The 23979-nt window shown below is 43.0% G+C and carries 19 protein-coding genes; 12 read left to right on the forward strand and 7 right to left on the reverse strand.

The window, feature by feature from the left end; genetic code table 11:
• The first annotated feature begins 75 nt into the window (after window positions 1-75).
• On the forward strand, window positions 76-540 hold the full coding sequence (locus tag MKZ09_RS10640; RefSeq protein ID WP_232061246.1) for a DUF2269 family protein: 465 nt from the start codon (window positions 76-78) through the stop codon (window positions 538-540).
• Here MKZ09_RS10640 and MKZ09_RS10645 read toward each other — a convergent pair.
• From MKZ09_RS10645 to MKZ09_RS10665, 5 genes are all read right to left on the reverse strand, one after another.
• Window positions 512-1672 carry a glycosyltransferase family 4 protein gene (locus MKZ09_RS10645; RefSeq protein ID WP_076203083.1) on the reverse strand — a complete coding sequence of 387 codons (1161 nt, stop codon included), beginning with the start codon at window positions 1670-1672 and terminating at the stop codon, window positions 512-514. The two genes, MKZ09_RS10640 and MKZ09_RS10645, sit on opposite strands and share 29 nt — an antisense overlap.
• Before the next feature lie 155 nt (window positions 1673-1827).
• Window positions 1828-2670, reverse strand: coding sequence for a sugar phosphate isomerase/epimerase family protein (locus MKZ09_RS10650; RefSeq protein ID WP_076203086.1), 843 nt, complete (start codon window positions 2668-2670; stop codon window positions 1828-1830).
• Window positions 2671-2687: 17 nt separating this feature from the next.
• The gene (locus MKZ09_RS10655) at window positions 2688-3788 is read right to left on the reverse strand and encodes a mandelate racemase/muconate lactonizing enzyme family protein (RefSeq protein WP_076124972.1); all 1101 of its coding nucleotides are present in this window, start codon (window positions 3786-3788) and stop codon (window positions 2688-2690) included.
• A gap of 13 nt (window positions 3789-3801) precedes the next feature.
• Window positions 3802-5256, reverse strand: a complete 1455-nt coding sequence (locus MKZ09_RS10660) for a GDSL-type esterase/lipase family protein (RefSeq protein ID WP_076203090.1) — start codon at window positions 5254-5256, stop codon at window positions 3802-3804.
• Between the two features lie 111 nt (window positions 5257-5367).
• Window positions 5368-7713, reverse strand: coding sequence for a helix-turn-helix domain-containing protein (locus MKZ09_RS10665; protein WP_076203094.1), 2346 nt, complete (start codon window positions 7711-7713; stop codon window positions 5368-5370).
• Between the two features lie 180 nt (window positions 7714-7893).
• Here MKZ09_RS10665 and MKZ09_RS10670 point away from each other — a divergent pair, with 180 nt between their 5' ends.
• The 8 genes from MKZ09_RS10670 to MKZ09_RS10705 all read left to right on the forward strand — a co-directional run bounded on the left by MKZ09_RS10670 (window position 7894) and on the right by MKZ09_RS10705 (window position 17944).
• Window positions 7894-9411 carry an extracellular solute-binding protein gene (locus MKZ09_RS10670; protein WP_081388889.1) on the forward strand — a complete coding sequence of 506 codons (1518 nt, stop codon included), beginning with the start codon at window positions 7894-7896 and terminating at the stop codon, window positions 9409-9411.
• 188 nt (window positions 9412-9599) lie between these two features.
• A complete protein-coding gene (locus MKZ09_RS10675; protein WP_076203099.1) occupies window positions 9600-11156 on the forward strand; it encodes an extracellular solute-binding protein in 1557 nt (518 codons plus the stop codon).
• Window positions 11157-11290: 134 nt separating this feature from the next.
• Window positions 11291-12250, forward strand: a complete 960-nt coding sequence (locus tag MKZ09_RS10680; RefSeq protein WP_076133998.1) for an ABC transporter permease — start codon at window positions 11291-11293, stop codon at window positions 12248-12250.
• A gap of 21 nt (window positions 12251-12271) precedes the next feature.
• Entirely contained in the window at window positions 12272-13147 is an 876-nt protein-coding gene (locus tag MKZ09_RS10685; protein WP_076133999.1) for a carbohydrate ABC transporter permease, read from the forward strand.
• A 40-nt stretch (window positions 13148-13187) separates the two neighbouring features.
• The gene (locus tag MKZ09_RS10690) at window positions 13188-14291 is read left to right on the forward strand and encodes a glycoside hydrolase family 88/105 protein (protein ID WP_076124980.1); all 1104 of its coding nucleotides are present in this window, start codon (window positions 13188-13190) and stop codon (window positions 14289-14291) included.
• Window positions 14292-14442: 151 nt separating this feature from the next.
• Entirely contained in the window at window positions 14443-15564 is a 1122-nt protein-coding gene (locus MKZ09_RS10695) for a glycoside hydrolase family 88/105 protein (protein WP_076098492.1), read from the forward strand.
• Between the two features lie 22 nt (window positions 15565-15586).
• On the forward strand, window positions 15587-16948 hold the full coding sequence (locus MKZ09_RS10700) for a glycoside hydrolase family 28 protein (protein ID WP_076134002.1): 1362 nt from the start codon (window positions 15587-15589) through the stop codon (window positions 16946-16948).
• Between the two features lie 39 nt (window positions 16949-16987).
• On the forward strand, window positions 16988-17944 hold the full coding sequence (locus MKZ09_RS10705) for a pectinesterase family protein (RefSeq protein ID WP_076203103.1): 957 nt from the start codon (window positions 16988-16990) through the stop codon (window positions 17942-17944).
• Window positions 17945-18033: 89 nt separating this feature from the next.
• Here the strand turns inward: MKZ09_RS10705 and MKZ09_RS10710 are convergent, their stop codons facing one another.
• On the reverse strand, window positions 18034-19032 hold the full coding sequence (locus tag MKZ09_RS10710) for an NADP-dependent oxidoreductase (RefSeq protein ID WP_076203107.1): 999 nt from the start codon (window positions 19030-19032) through the stop codon (window positions 18034-18036).
• A gap of 18 nt (window positions 19033-19050) precedes the next feature.
• On the reverse strand, window positions 19051-19515 hold the full coding sequence (locus MKZ09_RS10715) for a MerR family transcriptional regulator (protein WP_076134004.1): 465 nt from the start codon (window positions 19513-19515) through the stop codon (window positions 19051-19053).
• A gap of 176 nt (window positions 19516-19691) precedes the next feature.
• Between MKZ09_RS10715 and MKZ09_RS10720 the strand changes: the two genes are divergently transcribed.
• From MKZ09_RS10720 to MKZ09_RS10730, 3 genes are all read left to right on the forward strand, one after another.
• Complete coding sequence (locus MKZ09_RS10720; protein WP_076203110.1) at window positions 19692-20543, forward strand: SDR family NAD(P)-dependent oxidoreductase; 852 nt, start codon at window positions 19692-19694, stop codon at window positions 20541-20543.
• 172 nt (window positions 20544-20715) lie between these two features.
• On the forward strand, window positions 20716-22620 hold the full coding sequence (locus MKZ09_RS10725; protein WP_370511165.1) for an ATP-dependent DNA helicase: 1905 nt from the start codon (window positions 20716-20718) through the stop codon (window positions 22618-22620).
• 219 nt (window positions 22621-22839) lie between these two features.
• Complete coding sequence (locus MKZ09_RS10730; RefSeq protein ID WP_076203113.1) at window positions 22840-23883, forward strand: YeiH family protein; 1044 nt, start codon at window positions 22840-22842, stop codon at window positions 23881-23883.
• Window positions 23884-23979: the final 96 nt, after the last annotated feature.

Below are 23979 nucleotides of genomic sequence, written 5' to 3' on the forward strand. Positions count from 1 at the left end.
AAGGATTCTGCAAGACTAATTCTCCTATCAGCCTCATATGAATCTAAACAACGAATGATAGGGGGGATTGTAAATATGGATTTGACGCATATGATCTCAAAGCTTGTGGTAGTTATACATGTTATAGCATCCATAGTGGGAATTGGACCGGCTTTTGTGCTGCCAATACTGACAAGCTCAGCCAAGACAGGCAGTCAGCTTCGTTTTGTATTTGGTCTTATGAAGAAAATAAACAGATTCCCTAAGACAGGTGGGATCACCCTGATCGTTACAGGTATTTTGTTAATGATCATAGATAAAATGGGCTTGTCGGTGTTGTGGTTAAATCTGTCGTTATTATTTTTTATCGTGATCGAAGTGATTATTATTGGAATGGTTGAGCCCCGATTGAAAAAGCTAACCCAGCTCGTAATGACCAGCGAAGGGGAGGAAATTCCGGATGGTTACACTACCGCTATGAACAAGATCGCTCCGCTAGAAGCGGCGGTTCATGTACTGACTATCGTCATTATTATATTAATGGTAGTAAAGCCGGTATAAGATCATAACGTCTATTCTCAATGATCTCTTCATAATCGCGGATGAGTCCATCAAAAATATTCTCCCAAGAGCGGCCGAGTGCGAGCTGTCGACCTTCATGCCCCATAGCAGCTAGCTTTTGAGGGTGCTCTACATATGCACAAATCTCACGAATAAAAGCATCCGGGCAGCGGGGCTTGACAATCATTCCTGTGCGGCCGGGTGTGACCAGATCCTTCACCCCACCTTCATTTACTGCGAGGACAGGCAGTCCTGAGGCCATAGCCTCTAAGACAACATTACCGAAGGTTTCTGTACTGGAAGGGAAGATGAACAGATCTGCTGAGGCATATAATTGGGCAAGCTCGTCACCATGTTTATAGCCTGTAAACGTGACATTATGCGGCGCCTGTGCCCGCATTTCCGGCAGAAGGGGACCGTCTCCAACGATTAGCCAATGAACCTGAGATTGCGTAGATTCGGGCAATTGCTGCATGGCGAGAGCAAGAGTCTGTATATCTTTTTCAGGGGCGATTCTTCCCACATATAGAAGCAGTAACGGTGCGGTAATTCCGTAGCACTCACGGACCTCATGGCTGCGTTTTTTGGGGGTATACTGCTGGCAGTCGATGCCTCTGGACCATAGCTTCAGGCGATGAAAGCCTTGAGCTTGGAGGGAATCGAGGGTTTCGTAGGATGGTGCAAAGGTGGCATCACAGGAGCGGTGAAACCACTTCATGTATTTCCAATAGAGCGGAGCGATTTTTTTCATCCGGTAATATTCAAGATAGCGGTCAAAATGGGTATGATAGGAGGCGACATGGGGCAGATCATGTTTTCGCGCATAACGAAGGCCGCAGAGACCGATATTGAACGGAGTTGCCATATGAAGCAGATCGGGACGAAAAGCTTTCAGCTCTGATTGGATAGAGGACATATTGGGCAGTGCGAGTCTACATTCAGGGTATAAGAAAAAGGGGATGCTGGTAATGGGACGTATGGGATCGGCATAACTGTCTTCAGGAGCAGATTTTGGTGAGAAAAGCAGATGTTCAATACCGCGCTCTTTCAAATGGGTGGTTAATCGTTGAAGTGTACGTGAAACTCCGTTGGTTTGCGGAAGAAATGTGTCCGTGAATAAAGCAAGACGCATGGAACCCCTCCCAGGTACTCTTGATGCCCTGATCATAACAGGCGATTATTTGATGAAGGTCAAACGGATGTTAAACAGAATATAAAAATCCACTGCACCAGGTAAGATAAAGAGGTGGTGTGCAGTGGATTTATTCATTTTAATGGGAGGAAGCCCTACAAGGATTCGTATATCTGTTGCAAAAAGGTAATGCTTTCTCCTAAATGTGACTCAGGAGTGCTTTCCAGGATTCCTTGAATATGAGGACGTTCATATTTCATATAACGAAGAATCGGCTCAAACTCTAGCCACCCTTGACCTACAGGGACTATTTTTATGGCTCCATCTTTGACGATAAAGTCTTTTAAATGAATGATAGCAATTCGATTTCCTAAAAGCTTCAAAGCCTCCATAATAATAGCTTCTTGATGCAAGTAATTTGTAGGTGACATTAGATTTGCGCAATCCAATATGACCTGAAGATTGTTAGAAGGGACTTCATCCAGAAGTCGGCGGGTTAAGGGCGCGGTGTACAGCGGATGATGAAGTCCTGCTTCGATTCCTACCGTCACACCAAAACGTTCGGCCTCCGCCACCATGGCCTTAACTGATGTCACCACCTCTTGGAAGGCTTCTTCTGTAAAATTATCTGTGGTATACCCAAGTCCCACACTTCCGGTTTCCGTACCTACCAGACTAGCGCCAAAATCTCTGGCCAAGCGCAGGTGGGTATTAAACGCGGCTAACGCTTGTGCCCGTTTGTGAGGATCGGTGTCTACAATGTTTACATAGCAGCCCAGAACCGCAATCTGAATACCTGCCTGCCTAAAGGCATTGCCATAATAGCTGGCTGTTCCAGGGCTTATAGCCGTCAGACTAGGGGCACTATCAGGAAAAGATTTCTTAAGTGCAAACTGGATATGAGTGAAATGATAGGACTTAATCTTCTCAATTAACTCTTGCAATGGAACTTGTGTGAAATCATGTGCTCGAACACCTAGATGAAGGGGAATGTTCATATGATCGATCGCTCCTATTAGTATTGTTGTTTGTGAGGTGCTAATTTGTCCCAGTCAAAGGTAACGCCAGTGCCCGTTACTTCAGGCGCTACTGCCATCCCATTGTCTTTGTTAATCACTAGCGGACGTGTAGTGTATTGATCGATAGGGAAGCTATGCATTTCGAGATAACCTGCATTTGGCATAGCTGCTAACAAACTAACGTGTAATTCCTGCATCCCATGTGTGGAAACGGAAAGGTTATAGGCTTGTGTTAAGTGAGCTACCTTTAACCAGCCCGTAATTCCGCCTATATTGGAAGCATCAGGTTGAGGGAAATCAACATGACCATATTGCAGCATGTGATGGAATTCGGTTAATGTGCGCAAGTTCTCCCCGCCTGCAACGGCCATTCCTGTTTCTTCAGCAATCCGTGCATAGCCGGCATAATCCTCCGGAATCGTTGGTTCTTCTAAGAAAAGAATGTCATATTTCAAAAATTCACGTGCGGCTTTTATCGCTTTTTCCACACTCCAGCTCATATTGGCATCGACCATAAAGGCTACATCCGGGCCGACCAATTGGCGTACCGCAGCCACTCGTTCCACATCTTCAGCTAATGTTTTTTGGCCTAGTTTAATTTTGACAGCCTGGAGGCCCATATCTAAGTATTTTTGATTGTTGCGCAGGAGCTTTTCTAATGGGAAATTCAAATCAATCGCTCCACCATAACATTTGACCTCATTGCTTGCGCCACCCAGAAGTTTGTAGAGAGGTTCATCTGCTTTCTTCGCACGTAAATCCCATAACGCAATGTCACATGCCGCAATGGCGAAGCTAGCCAGACCCCCGCGAGCAACATAATGTATTCCCCAGTTCATCTGCTCCCAGATACTTTCCACACAGCTGGCGTCTTTGCCAACTAAAATATGTGTTAATTCATTAGCAATTAGTGAACAGATCGCTTTGCCGCCAAATCCGCCAGTATAGGTATAACCTACACCTTCACGACCGTCATCCGTTCTAATTTTGACAATGGGTACTTCAAAATGAGTATGCAAGCCGTGTTTAGCATCCTCCATGATTTCTGGCAAAGGGATACGATAGTACTCCGTAATAACTTCTTTAATTAGAGACATCTTTGATCACTCCTTATAAAAGTTGTTGTAGGTTTGATAGAGATGAGGCTGTATTTTGTTTAAGAGCTTGAACTACAAGTTTAGCAATTTGCCGGGCACCTTCATCTGAGAAATGAGTATCATCCGTAACCCCATTTAGGTAATTGGGATGTGTTTTCGCTGGCAAATGCATGAATAACTTCTTGGATTCCTCTTCGCCTAATGAACGATAGAGCGCTTGCGAGGCTGCGAAAATATCAAGTAGCGGAGTGTGCGTTTCTTCAGCCACTTGTCTCATTACCTCGGGATAAGCACCTACAGCCAACGGGTCAAGCTCTCCATCGGCGTTAAAGCGGCGGCGACTTACAGAGGTTAACAGAACCGGAGTCCCCCCTAGCTGCCTAGCAGCATCTATATATTGAATTAGATTGTGGCGATATTCGGTTTCAGGATCGGTGTAACGTAATGGATCATCTTTTTTCTCATCGTTATGTCCAAATTGAATAAACAGGTAGTCGCCGGGTTGAAAGTCTTTTTTGATGGCATCCAGGCGGCCGTCTGTTATGAACGATTTGGTGCTTCGACCATTAATTGCACGATTCTGGATTTGAATAGAAGTCCCAAAATAACTTTGCAGGTATTCTCCCCAGCCGGTCATAGGTTTTTCTCCAGCGCCTTTAATAGCCGCAGTGGAATCGCCTGCAATAAATAGCTGTTGTCTCATAAGGTCTTCTTCTCCTTTAACGTATTGGCGTTCCCTTAACCAATTCTCAGCAAGGGAAAGCCATTGCTGGCAATGAGGGTGTTCTTTAGCAAGCCCTAAACCATGCCGCCCTTCTTCAAAGATATGTAATTCAAAAGGAATTCCCTGATTAGACAGGGCAGAGGCGAACAACAGACTATTTTCCACGGGAACGCTGGCATCATTCGCTGTTGTCCAGATAAAGGTTGGAGGTGTGTGGGAATCCACCTGGGCTTCTGAGGAAAAGGAGTCAAGCTCTGCTTGTGATGGGTCGTCTCCAAGAAAATGTAGCCGGCTTCCCTTATGCGAATGGGACTCTTGGAAAGTGATTACAGGGTAACCTAACAGAAGAAGGTTTGGTTTCTCTGCTCTAGTGGTAGAAAAGATGGAAGCTAAGTGTCCTCCTGCCGAGAATCCAATCATCCCTACTTTGTCTGAGATCACATTCCAAACTTTGGGTGCTTCCCTAATCCATTTGAGAGCATCCTCAACATCATTTAACAAAGAAGAGGCGTTGAAATCTCCGACCTGATAATCTAGTACACCTGCATGAATACCTAGACTGTTTAGCCATTGAGCCACAGGTTCTCCTTCATGTTTGGCTAAGTGCTGATAACCTCCACCAGGCAATACCAATATAAAAGGACGGGGGTGATCCGTCTCGAGCGGATAGAGGGTGAGCAGTGAGGTTTCCTGAGAAATCGCCTCTTGTTCTACACGGTTAGTATTTAGACGAAAGTTCAACATTGCGTTCAAATTCCTCCCTAAATGGTTATATGCACACGTTAACATATTTTCCGAAAAAAAGAGAGACTCTTTTTTTTTTAGCTTCGACCTTGAACGATTATTTTGTGATTTTTACATAGATTCGTCAAATGTTGGTTTGGATTTAGTGCCTGTATTGTTATCCCGGTACTGTCCAGGGGTCATCCCTTCCTGTTTACGGAAAGATCGAATGAAATTCTGAGAATTGTTGTATCTTAATTTGGCAGCAATATCTTTGATCGGCATATCGGTTTCCTGCAGCCATTTTTTCGCCATTTTAAATCGGTACATCGTTAAATATTCGCTGAAATAGTATTGGGTCTCCTTACGGAAGACACTGCTGATATAGTTGGCGTTGTAATGCAGCCGAGAAGCGCATTCTTCCAAGGTTAGATCTGTATCATATTCATGTTGGATCAGATCAATGATTTTCTCAGAGATGTTTTGGTATTGGGCATTTTGCCTGCTGATAAAAATTTTGATCATCGGGTAAATGACCATGCTCCAGAACCAATCCTCAATCTCAGCCACAGTATGAAGGTCATGTAATTCCTCAAAAATTGAGCCATTAGCATGATAGATCTGATTTAAGCTAATGCCCGATTCCTGCATCATAATGAGCAAGTTATTGAGTAAGCGGGTCAACGGGATTTGATATTCCTGTGGTGATAGCTCTAGGGAAAAGATAGATTTAAAAAGCAAATGAATCAGTTCCTTGGCTTTATCCGTTTCAGCCAGCTTGATAGCATCCATTAGATCGTTTTCTTTATGCGTAGGGTAGTTCAAGTTCAGATAATGTTTGCCGGAGTTAATGTTCTCATATTGAATAATAACGCCTTTGCCAAGCTTAATGCGATGTTTCAGTGCTTCAAGACCTTCTCTGTAGGCAATGGCTAGTTTATCGAACGCGTTGAAGGGAAGGCTCAGCCCAATACTCACCTGCACCTTTAGATAATTATTTATTTCTTGCTGCAGCTTCTCCGTTAACGAGTACAGTGTCTTATGAAAAGACTGGGTATCGCAGTCTGGACTGCCCAATAATACGACTACCGCATGGTCCATGATTACAGGAGCCAGCCGTTGTTCAGGACAGATTAACTCTTCGATCATATTGTGGGCAGCGAACAATAAGAGGCTGAGATCTTTTTTCTCATAGCTGGAATCCTCGGCATAATCAATAGACAACGTAATTACTGCCATGGTTTTCCATTCTACAAGCTGGGTTTGGTAGCCGAATTGCCCTAGTTCTTCGAGCAAATCACGTTTCTTAACATTGCCGTGGAAGGCATTGATCAGAAAAAACGTACGAACCTGCTGAAAGTGTTGCCGGACTTCTTTTTCCAGCTGTGATTTGGATTGAAACAAAGAATGAACTTGTTCACCTATAATCTGAAATTCATTGCGATGTCTTGATTTAATATCCGGTTTGCGTTGGCCCATCTGATTAAGCAGTCTTTCGATAGGGGTGTACATACGCCTGGAGCCGATCCATGCCAGAAGAATGGAGAACAAGAGCATAAAGGTACACACGATTATCGTAAACATACCGATTTTATTGGACTCCTTCGTCAAGCTTTCCATGGAAGTAACCGATAGATAAACCCAGCCATTTAACTGAGAACGCATGAAAGTGACGGAGTAATTCTTTTTGTTGATCACAGTCTTGAACTGTCCGGATTGTTTAGAAGGATCAGAGATTAAGGGGACTTCTTTAAATCCGCCTTGCTCTTTAGGTTTTCCGATTAAGCTGGTATCCGGATGGAGCAGGAAACGGCCAGCTTGATCCAGAACGATAATGTCATCGAGAGGCTGCACATCTGAATTAATGAAATCCTGAAGACTGCAGACCGGAATATTAGCTAGGGCAAGCCCATATTTTTGCAGCTTATTGGTGGGAAGCTTTTTGATAAGACTAATGCTGTAATTGCAGCCAGTGACGTTAATGCTCTCCTCGCTATAAAATAAGGACGATGGATTCAAAATCCATGAAGTATCGTCAGCTATATTCATTAGATTAGAGAGTTGCGCATGGTTTTTGTATTCATCCAGACGATAGACGCCTGAATTTTTAATCATCCAGTTCTGCTGCTGATTGAGCAGGATGACATCCTCAAGTTTCGTATCGAAGGATTGCATATTACGGATTTCGTTTCTTAAATCATTATATAAAATGAAATCGGTTTCACTTAAAGGGTTATTTAGTGCTTTTTTTAATACACTAGAGTTGATCACTTGGTTTAATGTTTGATTGACAGTTGTTAACTTATGTTCTACATTTGAGGTGATTTGTAATATAAGTTCCATTTTACTGTTGTTTACGTTCTTTTGGATCTCATTAGATGATGTGAAATAGGAAAAAGAACCGATGAATATCACCGGCAACGTGCTAATTACAAAGGCGAAAATCGTTAATTTACTTAAAAAGCTTAATGGTCTCACGGGACTCAGCACCTTTACTTATGTAGAAGTAGACACTTGTTCTTAGTGTATGAAACCTGGTGGAAAATAACAATAATCATCTCGTTCTGTAATAATCATTAACCCTAATTATGACTACAAAATGGAAAATCTTCAAGCTGTAGGGTGAAAATCCTTACAATACCTTAGGAGGCTGTAGAAATGTTTAGACAATTTTTGTGTAGAAGGGCAACGTTATGTTGCTGCTTATTTTTCATGCTTGTTTTCCCTATGTTAAGCGCTTGCAGTGATGGAAAGTCCGCTGGTTCTGTACTGCAAGAAGCTCGCCCGAGCATCTCCATCTTGGCACCTCTTCATTTTCCACAGCAGCCTTCAAAAAAGATTATGGCTGAGATTGAAAGATTAACAGGTGTGGAGCTTGATATCACGTGGGTGCCTGAGGGGGTTTATACCGATAAAATGAACACGGCGTTGACCACTAATTCCTTGGGAAAAGTCACCTTTGTGAAGTTCTCAGATTATAATCTGGTGAAAAACGCCATCCGATCTGAAGCATTTTGGGAGATCGGCCCATATCTTCAGGAGTTCCCCAATCTTAAAGCACTGGACCCCGCTATTCTTAAGCAGACCGCTGTTGATGGTAAGATCTACGGCCTGTATACAGAACGCCCTTCCTCCAGACAGGGTGTCATAATACGTAAGGATTGGCTGGACAATCTTCATTTAAGCAATCCACAGACCTTAGATGACCTATATGAAGTAATGAGGCAATTTACATATAACGATCCGGATCAGAATGGCAAACAAGATACCCTTGGATTAGTCGATCGTAATGATCTTGTTTATGGAGTATTTAAGACACTAAGCTCTTATTTTGGCACACCAAATAATTGGAAGCTAGAGAATCATCAATTTGTTCCGGAATTCGTAACAGCGGAGTATATGAACACAATGAATTTTATGAAGAAATTATATGATGAAAAAATCATCAATCAGGACTTTGCTCTTACCAGTAAAGAGGTTCAACGCGATAAATTCATTAACGGTATCGCTGGTGTGTTTATTGGCAGCATGACTGATGTGCAGCGGTTGTCAATTGAAGCTCAAGCATATAATCCAAAGGCTGAACTTACCCTGATCAATCGTATCGAGGGGCCTGATGGATATAAAGTATGGTCTATCCCCAATTACAACGGACTGTATCTCTTTTCCAAAAAGTCCATTGCCACAGAGGAGGAGCTTCGGCAGGTGCTTGGTTTTTTTGATCGGACCATGGATAAAGATGTAGCCAATATAATGATGTATGGCTTTGAGGGGCGGCATTATAAGCTTGAAGGCGGCAAGATTATCCTTCCCGAGGAAACCTCACAACTGCGGGTACAGGAAGTGAATCCGCTATATGCTTTAATGATCGCGGATATTAGTAATAAAAACATTATGGAAGTGGCTCAGAAGGAGCAATTAACCTCTCTAGCAGATCAGCTGAGTAAAGATAATGAATCTTTTCTGGTTGATGACCCGACAGTTTCTCTGAGCTCATCTACTTTTGATGAGAAGAATATGGAGTTATCTACAATCATTGTGGATGCTACATATAACTATATATTAGGTAACATTACCGTCGAGGGATTTCAGCAAGAGGTTGAGAAATGGAGAGCTCGTGGAGGCAATCTTATTATTAAGGAATATGCTGAGGCTGAGTTTGGGACAGAAAAGTAAATAGGTTAAACAGGTTTTGATCCACTGCAGATAATGCGGTGGATTTTTTTGTGCTGCGATATCACGATAATCATTTGCTCAGATCCCTTTCAGAACGCGCCGTTATGGGGAAATGATTGTTTTCGTAACCTTGCCGACGATGTAACGTGGAACTCGTAACCAATACAAATTATGGAGGTCAAAATGGTATGAAGAAGAAATCCTTCACCATGTTGTTAACAGCACTGTTAACATTCAGCACATTGTTAGCTGGATGCGGTGGTAACAACAATAACAAAGAAGAAGCAGCAGCCCCAACTACAAGTGCAGAGAACACTACGAAGGTGGAAGAGACTGAAGCACCTAAAGAGGAACCTACAGAAATCAAAATCATGCTTCCATTGAATACGACAGAAACACCACCAGACAGAATTAAAACAGAAGTAGAGAAATTGACGAACACCAAGCTAACTTATCAATTTTATCCAGCAGATACGTATGAAGAGAAGCTGAATTCATCCTTTGCTACAGGCTCATTGCCACAAGTAACTTATTTGAAAAATCAAACTACATTTATTCAAATGAAAGACGCGATTAAAGACGGTCAGTTCTGGGAAATCGGTCCACTATTAAGTGAATTCCCTAATTTGAGTAAAATGAAACCGGAAATTCTGAATAACACGAAAGTAGACGGCAAGCTTTATACCTTATATATCGGGCGTCCACTTGCACGTCAAGGGATCATTTACCGCAAAGACTGGGCAGATAAATTAGGACTGGCTGCACCTGCGAATGTAGATGAATTGTTCGAAATGGCTAAAGCTTTCACAGAACAAGATCCGGATGGAAATGGACAAAAAGATACAACAGGTATTATTGATCGGAATGAATTGACCTATGGAGCTTTTAAAACGGTCTCCTCATGGTTTGGCACACCTAATACTTGGGGTGAAATTGATGGCAAGTTAGCGCCTGAATTTACATTCCCGCAATATATCGAAACGATGGACTTTTTCAAAAAAGCACGTGACGGCGGTTATATGAACCAGGATTTCGCGGCTACCAGTAAAACAGATGCTGTGAATATGTTTACCAGTGGTAAAGGGGGTCTTTATATCGGAGGCTCTATGCAAGATATTGATTCACTAAATAAAGATACCATCAAGAATTTCCCGGATGCCGTTCTGGATACACACAGTATGGTTGCAGGTCCAGATGGAAAGTTTGCTCAATGGATGATTCCAGGGTATAACAACGTCGTTTTGTTCCCGAAATCTGCTGTCAAGGACGAAGCAGAGCTGAAGAAAATTCTTGCTTTCTTTGACGCAATGATGACCCCTGAAGTAGCTAACTTGATGTATTGGGGAATTGAAGGCGTTCACTATACGGTTGAAGACGGTAAAGCGAAGCCAGCAGATGACAAAGAGCTGATCGAACGTGAAGTAAAGGGCTTTAAGGACAGTGTTATCGGAGAATATGAAACAAATGGCATGTACCAAAGTTATAACGTGTTGCCAGGCCGTATTCATGCAGAAGAATTAGTTCTTGAGAATGTTAAGGTAGGCGTTCCAGATCCAACAGCTGCGATGGATTCAGCTACCTATACAGAAAAAGGTGTTGAGCTTCAACAGATCATTACTGATGCGACGTACAAGTATATCTACGGACAGATCGACAAAGCAGGGTTCGAAAAAGAAGTTGAGAACTGGAAGAGCCGTGGCGGAGCTAAGATTATTGAAGAGTACAACGCTTTGTACAAGAAGTAGTCCCTTTGTTCGAAGCGCTTGAATGAACTATATGTAGCTGAAAAGGTTGTTGATCTAGGTTCAACAGCCTTTTCTCTTCATAGTCACATGAAGAAATAAAGAGTTTGAATAAAGAAGGAGAAAGGAAGAGAAACATGCAGGAACTCACCGCACAGCCAGCTCCACAACCAAAACGTATTTATAAGAGCAACAGTGAACTGAAAAAGCGGCTGTGGAGAAATAAATGGCTCTATGTCATGCTAACGCCGGGCGTACTGTACTTTGTTATTTTTAAATATTTTCCTATGTATGGATTAATTATAGCATTTCAAGATTACAAACCTTATCAAGGAATCATGGGCAGTGACTGGGTAGGAATGAAGCATTTTAGCAGGCTGTTTACTGAACCTGACTTCTTAAATATTTTAGTGAATACGCTTATCTTGTTTGGGATGAATATTCTTATTTATTTTCCAATACCGATTATATTGGCTCTGATGCTGAATGAGCTTAGAGGTACTTTTTTCAAAAGAACCTTTCAGACACTCTTCTATTTACCCCATTTCATGTCATGGGTTATCGTCGTCTCCATTTCGTTTGTAATGGTTACGATGGACGGCGGGATTATCAACGAGCTGCTTGCCTATTTCGGCTTTGAAAAAATCAACTTCCTGCTTAATCCAAGCTGGTTCAGACCGATGTACATTATTCAGGTCATTTGGAGGGAAGCGGGCTGGGGAACCATTATTTATTTGGCTGCTATTGCTGCAATCGATCCTGGACTCTATGAAGCAGCGCGTATGGATGGGGCTGGGCGGCTTAAGCAAGTCTGGCATATTACACTTCCAGCTATTCGAGGCGTGATTATCACCTTGTTTATTTTGAAAATCGGTTCCGTTCTGGATCTTGGATTTGAACATGTCTATCTGCTGCTTAACTCCATGAATCGAGAGGTCGCGGAAATTATTGATACGTATGTGTATACCGCAGGTTTGAGACAAGGACAGTTTAGCTACAGTACAGCCATCGGATTCTTTAAATCCATTGTTGGTTTGATCATGGTCATGACAGTAAATAAAATCTCCAAGAAAATGGGAGAAGAAGGCGTCTATTGATACGTTGTAGGAGGAATCGAAATGGTAGAGGATAAAACAATCGGTGGCAGAATTTTTTCTGCTGTAAACTTTACACTGCTAGCAATTATTGCATTGGTGACAGTGCTTCCCTTCGTACACGTTGTAGCGGGTTCTTTTACAACAAGCGCGGAGATAGCCGCTAATAAATTTGTATTGATCCCAAAAGTATGGAGTTTGGAAGCTTACAAGTTCATTTTTTCAACGAACACACTATTTAAAGCTATGGGAGTTTCCATCGGTGTAACGGTCATTGGAACAGCCTTCAGTATGCTTATTACCTCTTTGATGGCGTACGCCCTGGCTAGAAAAGATTTGGACGGACGTAAAGTGGTTAACTTTCTGGTGGTATTCACCATGCTTTTTCACGGTGGAATGATTCCAACGTTTCTGGTTGTGAAGGAATTAGGACTTATCGACTCCTATGCAGCACTTATTCTGCCTTCAGCAATTAGTGCTTTTAATATGATTATCTTGAAGAACTTTTTTCAAAACATCCCTGAGGGCCTCGAGGAATCTGCCAAAATTGACGGATGCAATGACTTCGGAATTTTATTCCGGATTGTACTGCCCCTATCTTTGCCGGCCTTAGCGACCATCGGGTTGTTCTATTCGGTAACGTATTGGAATACGTACATGAGCGCGATTCTGTATCTGGATGATAGCAGCAAGTGGCCAATTCAAGTCCTATTGAGACAAATCGTTGTCCTGGCTAGTGGAATGGACCATAGTGCTACGCTGGATGCCACTGTTCCACCACCGGATCAAACGATTAAGATGGCTGTTATCGTGGTAGCTACTTTGCCAATCCTATGTGTGTATCCGTTCCTGCAAAAGCATTTTGCCAAAGGTGCCATGTTGGGTTCTATGAAGGGCTAGCAAGAAAGAGAGAGACTATACTTAGGGGAGGAGCTTCGAGATGACTGTACAGATACCTACAACGCCGATAGAGTGGGCAAAAAAAGCTTGCGATTCACTAATGGATACTTACAGGGCGGGAGAGCTTCCCCCCGCGCATCGATGGCACTATCATCAGGGTGTATTTCTGTGTGGCATGGAGCTTTTGTGGAATGCTTATCAAGAAGACCGTTATATCAACTATATTCAGGAATATGTAGATGATTTGGTGGATGAATACGGGAACTTTTATTTTGCACGTGATGAGCTGGATGCGGTTCAAGCAGGACAGCTACTATTCACTCTTTATGAACGGACAGGCAAACTTAAGTATCGTATTGCAGCAGAGAAGCTAAGGAATTTACTGCTCACACTAAATAAAACCTCTGAGGGCGGGTATTGGCACAAGGATAAGTACGCCAACCAAATGTGGTTGGATGGACTTTATATGGCAGGCGTATTCTCCTTGAAATATGCTAATGTCTACGATGAACCAAGCTTGCGTGAAACGGTCCTTCATCAGGAAATGTTAATGCGCAAGCATATGAAGGATGAGACAACGGGTTTGTTATACCATGCCTGGGATGAGAGCCGGCGGATGCCTTGGTCGAATCCGGAGACGGGTTGTTCACCGGAGTTCTGGAGCCGATCATTAGGATGGTATGGTCTCGCCTTATCGCAATTTCTGGATCTGTTACCTTCCCATGATTCAGCCCGGACAGAGCTTTCTACTACGCTGAGAGATTTTGTGGATGCACTTATTCGTTACCAAGATCAAAAAAGTGGACTTTGGTATCAAGTCGTAGATAAGGGACATGAGCCAGATAATTGGCTGGAGACTTCAGGGTCATGTTTGTTCGTCTATACGATTGCCAAAGCCGTGAAGCATGGCGTTGTAAGTGATGTGACTATCGCTACAGCTGCGGCTAAAAAAGGATATGAAGGGTTAACCAAAGTAATCCAGTGGGATGAGCATAACCGATTAGTTCTGCCGGACATTTGTATCGGTACCTCAGCTGGCGATTACGAGAGTTACGTGACTCGGCCTAAGGTTAAAAATGATCTGCATGGTGTGGGCGCATTGGTGATGGCTTGTGTTGAAATACAGTCAATGCTCCAAGAGTGAATCGCTCCGTATCCTTACTAAACAATGACTTGATTCTCTGAGATTTCAGAGAATCAAGTCGTATTATTTTATGTACAAAGTAATCCTTAAATCGGGTGAACCTATTTTTAGTTTTTGAGCTCTTAAATTTATAAATATTTTGGGGGTTGGGATGAAGAAATCACAATGGGCAATTCAAACGGCAGACTCTATTATGGCACGGACACCGAAGCTTTATGAAGATAAAGGCTATAAAGGAAGCTGGACCTACGATTATGGCGTGGTATTGAACGGTTTTGAATGGCTTTGGAAGCAGACCGGTGATTCTAAGTATCTGCAGTTCATTCAAGATAATATGGACTACTTTATTCAGGAAGATGGCAGTGTCAAGGGCTACCACCTAGAGGAGTATAATATCGATCATATTAACAACGGAAAATTATTATTGACTCTATATAAAGAAACGAAGCAGGAAAAATACAAAAAAGCGGCTGCTTTACTTAGAAAGCAACTTGAGACCCATCCGCGAACCTCGGAAGGTGCTTTTTGGCATAAAAATATATATCCCTATCAGATTTGGTTAGATGGACTTTATATGGGCGCTCCTTTTTATTTAGCTTACTTGCTAGCTTTTGAAGAAGGGCAGGGACTTGAGGATGTAACCAAACAATTTATCTTGTGTGAGAAGCATACGAAAGATCCGGTAACAGGTCTGCTATATCATGCATGGGATGAACAGCGTATTCAACCTTGGTGCGACCCTGAAACAGGACTTTCGCCTAACTTTTGGGCCCGTTCACTTGGCTGGTATCTCATGGCTTTAGTTGATGTTCTGGAATTGCTGCCTAGTGAGCACTCAGATTATCCAGAGCTGGTACGAATACTAAATGATACCTTAACTGCGGTGAAGAAATATCAGGATAAGGAATCCGGGGTCTGGTATCAAGTGATTAATCTAGGGGAACGCAAAGGAAATTATCTTGAGGCCTCTGCTTCAAGTATGATCGTGTATGCCATGGCTAAAGGCATCCGATTAGGCGTGTTAAACGCTGGATGGTACGAAACATTAGATCTGGCTCAACAAGGACTTATCTCGGAGTTTGTACTAGAAACCAAAGAAGAATGGGTCAATTTAAATAAGAATTGCCAAGTAGCAGGATTAGGTGGAGTGGACCAACGTGACGGTACTTTCGCTTATTACATTAGCGAGCCTATTGTCACTAACGACCAAAAAGGTGTGGGTGCTTTCCTTCAGGCCTGTGTGGAATACGAACAATTAAGAGGCTGGATCTGATATAGAACAGGGGGGCTTATGAATGTTGATCTACAATATTGAGGATTTTGGAGCGCTTAAGAATAGTAAAAAGTTAGCGACTGAAGCGATAATACGTGCGATTGAAGCGGCAAATAAAGCCGGTGGAGGAACCGTTTATGTGCCGGCTGGCACGTTCTTAACCGGTGCAATTCATATGAAAAGCAATATCGAATTGAATTTAAATCCTGGTGCCATTCTTTCATTTAGTACGAACCCGGAGGATTACCCTGCAGTGGAATGCAGATGGGAAGGAGTGAAGCAGCGGGTTCATTCACCTTGTATTTATGGAAGAGAGTTAGTTAATGTATCGATCACTGGCAGCGGAATGATTAACGGAAATGGTGAACTCTGGTGGGATACGTTTCGGAACCGCCGGGAAGAGCTGGAGTATCCCCGGCCGACTCTAATCGGCTTGGACAGCTGTCAGCGGGTAACCCTTAAAGATATCGCGCTGGTCAATTCTCCAAGCTGGACCGTTAATCCGATAGGCTGTTACAATGTGACTATTGATAATATTTCCATTCTGAACCCGGCGGACTCTCCAAATACAGATGGCATTAATCCAGAGTCTTGCACCAATGTACGAATTAGCAATTGCAATATTGATGTCGGTGATGACTGCATAGCGATCAAGGCAGGAACTGAGGATACCAAAGAACGAGTTCCTTGTGAGAATATTACGATCACCAACTGCACTATGGTACATGGACACGGGGGTGTCGTACTCGGAAGTGAAATGAGTGGAGATATTCGTAATGTCACGATTAGTAATTGTGTGTTTAAACAAACCGATCGTGGAATCCGGATGAAATCAAGACGGGGACGCGGGGGAACGATTGAAGATATTCGGATCAGCAATATTGTAATGGAGGACGTTATTTGTCCGTTTACTCTAAATCTATATTATTTCTGTGGACCACGCGGGAAAGAAAAATATGTGTGGGATAAAAATCCTTATCCGGTTACAGAGGAAACGCCGTGTTTTAGACGCATTCATTTTGCCAATATTACCGCACGTAATGTTCATGCCGCAGCGGGTTTCTTATACGGGCTTGCGGAGCAATATGTATCCGAGATTACGTTTACTAATGTGGACATCTCCATGGCGACGAATGCAATTCCCGGCCATCCAGACATGATGACAGGGATCGAAAACATGAATAATCGCGGATTTTTCCTCGGGAATGCAAGAGATGTTCAATTTCATCAGGTGACGATTGAGAACCATGAAGGGCCTGCTTTTTACATTGAAAATGGAGAAGCTGTAGAGATCATAAATTGTCGATCAAAAAACACAAAGAAGCCGGAAAAATTAGTAGAACAAGCTACAGTGTCACCTGAAGAACAAAATGTCTGTCCATAAGCGAGAGTCATCAATTTATTGAAAGGAAAAGAATCCACTATGCTTGTTGTAGGAAAAGAATCCTTTTGCGCTTATCACACGATTCAAGAGGCGATAGATTCACTAGAGCAGGGGCTATCCGCTCAAGCGGATACGCTTTATATTTTGTCAGGGGTCTATAAAGAGGCAGTGCGGATTTATCGTTCTAATCTTACGATCATAGGGATTGGCTACGTGGAGATTGTTATGAATCGTTACGCGAAAGAGCGTGATGAAGCGGGCGAAGAAATCAATACATTCTCTACACCAACGTTATTTCTGGGCGGCAGCCATCTGGTCTTGGAGAATCTGGTGATTACCAATAATGCAGGGCAGGGTGAAAATATCGGGCAGGCGGTAGCCGTGTATGCTAATTGTGATCAAACCGTATTCAGAAATTGTACCTTAAAAGGGCATCAGGACACGTTATTCACGGGACCTTTGCCACCTGCACCCAAAGAGCGATCTACGTTTGGAGGTATACCACTGAGAGAACACCATGCCCAATATCGGCAGATGTATCAGCAATGTTATATAGAGGGAACAGTGGACTTTATATTTGGTGGGGCTACGGCTTATTTTGACAGATGTGAAATTCGCAGCTTGCGTCATAGTGAGAATCAAGCAGGTTATATCACGGCAGCCTCCACACCTGAGGGACAATCGTATGGTTATATTTTTAAAAATTGCTTTTTAACAGCAGCCCCTGATATTGCTCCGGTGTTTCTGGGCCGTCCTTGGCGTGAGTATGCTAAAACCGTATTTGTGGAATGCCAGTTGGGTGCACATATTGATCCACTTGGCTGGGATAACTGGAACAACACCGCTAATGAACAAACCGTTAGTTATCAGGAATATGGCGTGAAGGATGTAATTCTCCTGAGTAAGCAACGTGTTTCTTGGGCAGATTGCTTTGAAGATGGGGACGAGACGCTGGATAAAGAGTTTGTTTTTGCTGGAACGGATTTTTGGAGATAGATAATTTAATTAACGAGTACACAAATAAAAAACGGTAGTCTAGACGAGAAGCGTAAAGTCTTAGATTGCCGTTTTATTTATGTGTTGTATCACTTTATTTTTAATATGATCTTTCCTTTAGCTCTGCCCGATTCAGAATACTCCATTGCTTTCTGTGCCTCTACAAAAGGAAACACTTGATCAATAACAGGTTTTATTTGTCCGGATTCAATAAGCTCTGAAATGATTTCTAATTGGCTGCCACTTGGTTTCATGAACAGAAAGCTGTATTTGACCTTGTATTTTGCCTCTAATTTGCTCAGATTCCGGGTAATCAAGCGAAAAATATTAGTTTTTATGAACCCAGCTCCATACTCTTTTCCGAAGCGAGCATTAGGCAACCCTGAAACCGATACAATTTGTCCGCCTTGTTTGACTGTTTTAAAAGCTTTTTCTAATGTTTCACCGCCAATGGTATCGAATACTCCATCATAATTTTGTAAAACCTTATCAAATGCTTCTATTTTATAATTAATAATTTGATCGGCTCCAAGTGACTTGACCAATTCTGCTCCAGCATCGCTTGTAGTAGTAGCCACGTATATCCCCATCGCTTTGGCAAGTTGGATAGCAAAAGTGCCAACCCCGCCCGCTCCCGCTTGAATCAATACCTTTTGTCCTGCCGTTAGCTGTAATATATCAAGCAATGCTTGATAAGAAGTAAGCCCGACTAATGGGATGGATGCAGCTTCCTCAAAGGAAAGATTGTGAGGTTTGAGCGCTATATCCTCTTCATGTACGGAAATATATTCTGCGAAGGTTCCAATTCTATCTTTTCTGGGCCGTCCGTAAATCTCATCACCTATCTTGATTTTTTTAACATTCTTTCCTACTTGAATGACAATCCCTGAAAAATCATTTCCTAAAACTAGGGGCATGTCGTATTTCAACAGCGTACGGACTTTGCCATCCCGCACTTTGAAATCGATAGGATTAATACTTGCTGCGTGGATCTCTGCCAATACATCATAATCACCCACTGCGGGTGTTGGGATGTCGGCTAGCTGAAGAGGGGAATTCCCGTATTTTTTTATGATCATTGCTTTCATCCTAAAACCTCCAATTCATTAAATATTCATTTTTGCTGATCCAGAAAAATAACTCATCTCAACAGGGGAGATGTTTTTTGGTTTCGATTTGTCCTCGCTTTTATCTGAGCAGTCTCGGCGATATTTTCCTTGTTCCAGCTTCATATCAATAAAATCGACAACCTGCTGCAGCGACGAGATTTGGCTGACGATGTTTTCTCGATGGTTTCTTAAATGCTCCACCAGTTCAGGATAATCCGCGGGATCAGCGTCGGCGGAGACCGCCAAAAATGGCTGCATTTCCTGCAAGGGCATGCCTGTTTTTTTGAGGCAGGATAGCAGCAGGATTGTATCTATGTCTTCCTGCCGGTAAACGCGATGCCCGTTGTCCTTCCGGTCCGCCCGGGGAAGCAGCGCGATCTTTTCGTAATAGCGGATCGTATCCTCTGATATTCCGGTTTGCGCGGCGGTTTCTTTTATCGTAAACGTCTGCTCTGCCTTCATACTCTACCTCCTGGAGATTGCTTTGTGTGTGCATTATACAACTTGGAGCTGACTCCAAGTCAAGACCTTATCTCTGGGACAAAATCTTTTTATTACGCCTTGACTTGGAGTCGACTCCAATTAATAAAATGTGCGTTATAAGAAGAGGATATCCCGAATTCAGGAGGAGATTTACAATGAGCACACAGCAACGTGAAAATATCGCATTGATTACAGGCGCTAACGCTGGGATTGGATTGGAATTAACTCGAAAACTGCTAGCGGAGGATTGGCAGGTGATTGCTTTGAACCGTTCCGGTTTTCCGGCCGATGATATGAACATCCAAAAAGCCATCAAAAACGGCTGGCTTCGTATTTATAAAACAACCGATCTCGCGGATTTTACCAGCTTGAGAGGGACGCTGGAAGAGATCAAAGGCAAGGAGCAGTGGATCGATATTTTGTTCAACAATGCCGGCGGGAGCTTCCCTGAACTAAGTTACTCGACACAGGGGCGTGAAAAGCACTATGAGTTGATGACCGTTGTGCCGTATATTATTTTAATGGAATTGAAGGATAGCCTACAAAAAGGACGCTTAAAAACGGTGATCAACACTTCTTCCTCAGCGCTTAAGTTTACGAATGAGTTTACGATCGAAATCCTGGAGCATCCCACAACCTTCCGCAAGCTGCTTGGTCCTTACGCTACCTCAAAGCTGGCATTATCGTTATGGACACAGGCCGCCGCGGGGCAGCTTGCTAACGAGGGCATCATGATTCGCAGTGTTGATCCGGGTAGCAATAACACATTGCGAAAAGGAAAAAATTCTGGACTGCCTCTTATAGTTAAGCCGTTGATGAAGCTGTTTTTCTCTCCGCCTACCCACGGCGCCGGCCAATTGTATGAGGGGGCTCTGGGAGAACACCGTGAGGAGACGGGGGTATTTCTTCGGAAAGGTCAGGTTGCGGATTTGAAATTTAAGGATCAAGCCCGGAATGTTTTGGAAAGGATTAATGATATATACGAAAATGAGTATCTTCGTTGTTAATCTGATTTTAGATCTCTAATTATTTTTTTGTAATTCCTCCAAACGTATGAGATAATAGAGTTTTTCCGTTGATTCTATTTTTCATGGCATGGTAGAGATGCCTGATCAAATATTGGAGGTAGGCTTGTTGGCGAAACAGTATCCTTTTGAATATGATCGGACCAAACCTTTTATGGAGCAAGTAGGGGAATGGGTCGGTGATGTATTCTATGAAATTCTTCCTGAGGCTGGATTTGAAGTACGTGATGAACAGATATACATGGCCTTTCAGGTAGAGCGAGCTTTTGCCGAGAAAAAGACGATTTTTGCTGAGGCAGGGGTCGGAACAGGCAAGACATTAGTGTATTTGTTGTATAGCATTTGTTATGCGCGATATATGGGCAAACCTGCGATTATTGCATGTGCGGACGAGTCCTTGATTGAGCAGCTTGTGAAACCGGAAGGCGATATCGCCAAGCTTGCAAAGCATCTGAACATGAATATTGATGCCAGACTAGCGAAATCTCCGGATAAATATATGTGTCTGAAAAAGCTGGATCAGGCTCGGAACCATGATGATGAAAGCTTACCACTGGAGAGCTTGTACAGTACATTACCTGATTTTGTACATTCACATGCACCGATGCAGCAATTCCATGCTTATGGAGACCGCAGAGATTATCCTGATCTGAATGACGAACAATGGAACAAGATTAACTGGGATACGTTTCAGGACTGCTTTACTTGCGATATGCGTCACCGCTGCGGGCAGACCTTGTCCCGTGATCATTACCGGAAATCAAGCGATCTGATCATTTGTTCCCACGATTATTACATGGAGCATATTTGGACCTATGAAGCGCGTAAGCGGGAAGGGCAAATTCCTTTGCTTCCAGATCATTGTGCGGTTGTATTCGATGAAGGACATTTATTAGAATCAGCGGCCATGAAGGCGCTTGGCTATAAGATGAAGCATGTCGTCTTTGAAGAATTGATTTCTCGCCTGCTACAGAACGAGATTCGTGAAACGCTAGCCGTTCTGATTGATGAAGCGATCATGCAAAGTGAGCAAATGTTCAAAGCGATTCGCCGTCAATGCCGAAACATACCAGGATCAGATCGGAAAAGCATTGAGCTGAATGCTTCATTGATTCGTGAGGTACACCGGATGCGGAGTGTAATTGCAGCTATCGAAGAAGAATTAGTATTCGAAAGCGGACTCTACACGATTGATGAATACCAACTGCGAATTGTGGAGGAACGTTTGGAGACCATAGAGATCGCTTTGCGATTGTTTGAGGATTCGGGAGCTCTAATCTGCTGGGCGACAGAAGAAAGCGATGGTCTAACGCTGTCGGTCATGCCACGAAATGTCAAAGAGGTACTTCAAGACAGCCTGTTCACGCAAAAAATGCCAATCGTATTCTCATCGGCTACATTGTCTGTGGATAAATCATTCCAATACTTAAAGGACAGTCTTGGGATACAAGATTTTTTATCCTTCTCTGTAGACTCACCTTATGACTATGAGCACCAGATGAATGTCTATGTGCCAGAGCTTCAGAGTGGGGATTTTGCTGAGAAAATGGAAATTTCCCTGAAGCTTATTCAGCAGACTGAAGGTAGAGCACTGCTACTGTTTCGTACTCGTGAAGAGCTTCTGCAATTCAAGCAGCTTAACTCATTACGACCGGAAAGCAGCTCATATTCATTTTTATATGAAGGGGATCAAGAAATCAGCTATTTGATTTCAGCATTCCAACGGGATGAGCATAGCGTGTTATGTGCGGTCACCTTATGGGAAGGGCTGGACATCCCTGGACCTTCATTATCTAATGTGATCATATGGTCGCTGCCGTATCCTCCGCTTGATCCAGTGTTTATGGCAAAGAGGGCGGAAACCTCCACTCCTTTTGAAGATGTGGATTTGCCTTACATGCTGTTAAGACTCAAACAAGGGATGGGGCGGCTGATTCGAACCGGTACAGATCAAGGAATTGTAACTGTACTTGCGGAAGAGGAAGGGCAACATCCGGTACACGAATATATAACTTCTGTACTTCCTAAAGGGACTCGACTACAGAAGCTGGAAGCTTAAATATCACTAACAATTATAATTGCTCCTTTGGTGAGGCAGATGCTACGGCATTTATGTTTCACTCGAAGGAGCTTTTTTTGTCTAAAATTAAGCATAAGAATTCCTAATCTTACGGATAGGATATTGGTATTTAACTTCCGAGCGCTGTCGTATTATTGTTGAGTTATGGGAAGTATTTATACAGCATCATCTAGACATTCATCAAGGAGTGTATACGACATGGGTCAATCAGAAGGTTTGTATCAACCAGAACACAACAAAAAGGTTGGGTTTGCATTAGGGATAGGGCTAACCTTAGTTATCGCATTATTGGCGAAATTTTTAGCGGGTTTTCCATTCTTATCTATTATGGGGCAATTGGTTATTGCCATATTAATCGGGATTATTTGGAGAGCTACGATAGGAGTGCCAGGTAGCATCACACATGGCACTGATTTTTCCAGTAAAAAACTGCTTCGTCTTGGGATTATCCTGCTCGGTATGCGGCTTAATCTAATGGATATCGTTGCTGCAGGACCTCGGGTATTTCTTTTGGCAGTCATCGTCATTATATTTGCGATCTCCGTTGTCTACGGATTGGCTCGACTGTTCAAAGTAGATAAGCGCCTCAGTATCTTAACTGCCTGCGGAACTGCGATTTGCGGTGCGGCAGCGGTGGTTGCCATCGCTCCACAGATAAAAGCCAAAGATGACGAAACGGCCATTGGTGCAGCTATAGTAGCTATATTAGGCACAATATTTACACTGCTGTACACATTTTTGTATCCTTTTCTCGGCTTATCAGATTTAGGTTATGGGGTATTCTCAGGAGCGACTTTACATGAAATTGCTCACGTTATCGCGGCTGCGGATGCTGGTGGAAATGCTGCCGTTGATATGGCGGTCATCGTTAAATTGACCCGGGTGGCCTTACTTGTGCCGGTGGCTATTTTAATTGGGATTTGGTCCAATCGTGAAGAAAGAAAAGTGCAAGGTGGAGCGGCTAAAGCTTCGTGGAAAAGCATTCCAATCCCCTGGTTTATTCTAGGATTTCTAGTTGTCAGTGGTGTGAATTCGTTAGGGATCGTCTCCGCATCAGTAGCCAATGGGATCGTTACGATTGCTTATATGTTAATCGCTATGGCGATGGCAGGGCTTGGGTTAAACGTTGATTTGGCGGCATTTAGACGGCTTGGAATGAAGTCTTTTGCAGCGGGACTTATAGGATCGGTCATGTTATCTCTAGTTGGATTTATGTTAGTTCACTTACTTGCACTAGCGTAGTTAGCATGTACACCCTGAGTATGAAATGAGTTACTTCATATCCAAACAGCGTCCTTCTCTTTATCATTTAGTGTGGTAGGGTATGCATGAAATGAA

Origin of the sequence: Paenibacillus sp. FSL R5-0908, from assembly GCF_038006245.1 — a bacterium.
Lineage (GTDB): Bacteria > Bacillota > Bacilli > Paenibacillales > Paenibacillaceae > Paenibacillus_AQ > Paenibacillus_AQ odorifer.